A 1,673-nucleotide genomic window follows, 5' to 3' on the forward strand; every position below is an offset into this window, starting at 1 on the left:
GGAATAACACTTACTGACGCTGTGGGTAAATTCCTTGTGCGGCGATGCAGGCGGTCAGCCCTAACGCTGGGTCTCGAACCGAGAAGGCCGCGCCGGAGCCGGTCACGCCGACTGAGACGTCAGGCACCTTGAACGAAAACGCCGGGATGGTAGGCGAACCCGTAACGGCAACATCGGCCTCCAGCTTGGAACCGACAGGTGGTTTGGTCTGCACATAAGGCCCTTTGAAAGTGGCATTCTGGTTGCCGGCACCCACTGGCACCGTGGCGCTTATCACTGACAGATAGTTAGTCCCTGCCGCGGGTACGGCGGTGCCGCTGCTGGGTATCGTGGTGGAAAGCGGCAGGCTGGCGGTGACGCTCAGCGTACCTGGCACGGCCGGTATGGTGACGTTATCCGCAGTCGGCTGCACCTTGGTGACGACATGGGTGTGCGGTGCCAGATTGCTGGTGTTGAGCGCGATGCTTTCCGTCCCCATCACTTGCCCACGGGTGATGGTGCTCAACCCCGGCCCTTGGCCGACGCCGACAGCACTCCTGCCGCGCAGGTCAGGAATACCGAAGGTGCCTTGTGCCTGGTTTCCGCCGAAGGTGTTGCCGACCAGTGTGAAAAGCGCCTGATAGGCATTGATCGAGAGAATTTGTCCTTGTGCGGGCAGGTATCCCTGCGGGCAGAAATCGGTGACCATATAGCAGACAGACCCGGTTAGCGGGTCTGCCGCGCATGCAGAAGCCTCTTCCGGGTGCAGTAAGACAACAGCCAGAGAGGTTGCCAGCGCAGTTTTGGCAAATAACGATGCAGTGAATTTCATATTGACTCTCCTTGCGAAAAACTCGTCTTTAGGGAACAACATGGATGTACAAAAATGATTAGCTTTCTTATTATTTTAAATAAGGACTAAAATGCAGAAAAAATGGCTATCTAAACAACATAGCTCAGCGTTTTTAATTTGTTAGTGTTAGAGAAAAAATTTTAATTTATTTAAAACACTCCCAGGCTTGATAGGGGGTGTACGCGGGAATAACCGAATTATCTCAGTTAATGTGTGGTATTCATTATCTAATAAAATAGGTAACGCATTGAAATGTAATTACATGTGATGATTTTTTATCTGAAATTAAAATCCGCTCTCTCTTATTCCCAACGCTGCGATACGTCGCCACGCTGCACCCAACAACGATTCTTTCTCGCCTTGTAAAATAACGCTGCCGCGTAAAGGTTGCTGTGGCAATGGGGTTTGCGACATCAGCGTGAAGCGCACGCTGTAGTGCGCCTGTACCGGTTGGGGATATTGCTGATTGTCGCGGCGAACAGCAATGGGGCCATGGCGGTCAGACGCCAGCATTTCCTGTTGCAAATAAGCGCTACCGGTAGGCGCAATCGTGGCTAAGCGCACTGCCTGACGTGGAAAGGCCGGGTCGTCGGCGAGGAAGACGCCCTCCATACCTTGCTGAGCGCGTGTCAGGCGATCTTCGGGAATATAACCCATCACTCGTCCTTGAAGGGGGTCTATGACCCGTAACAGGGGCGTATCCGCGGTTACCCAGCGGCCAAGGGTGGTATCCCGGGCAATGTCACGCACTACCCCGGCTTGCGGTGCGCGTAGCACCAGGCGTTGCTGTTGCGCAGCCAAGCCCCGGTAGCGAGCCAGTGATTCCGCCAATTGCCTGTCG

2 protein-coding genes are annotated in these 1,673 nt (G+C 54.3%); both read right to left on the reverse strand.

Annotated elements, in window-relative coordinates:
• Nucleotides 1-10: 10 nt before the first annotated feature.
• On the reverse strand, nucleotides 11-811 hold the full coding sequence (locus J5224_RS26875; protein ID WP_264628213.1) for a phage tail protein: 801 nt from the start codon (nucleotides 809-811) through the stop codon (nucleotides 11-13).
• A 306-nt stretch (nucleotides 812-1,117) separates the two neighbouring features.
• The coding region (locus tag J5224_RS26880; RefSeq protein ID WP_264628214.1) for an HlyD family secretion protein at nucleotides 1,118-1,673 on the reverse strand (556 nt) is incomplete at its 5' end.

Source organism: Candidatus Symbiopectobacterium sp. NZEC135, assembly GCF_025962695.1.

Bases quoted from the DNA above. Each gene is read 5' to 3' on its own strand.
- J5224_RS26875 (WP_264628213.1), bottom strand. From the start codon at position 811: ATGAAATTCACTGCATCGTTATTTGCCAAAACTGCGCTGGCAACCTCT.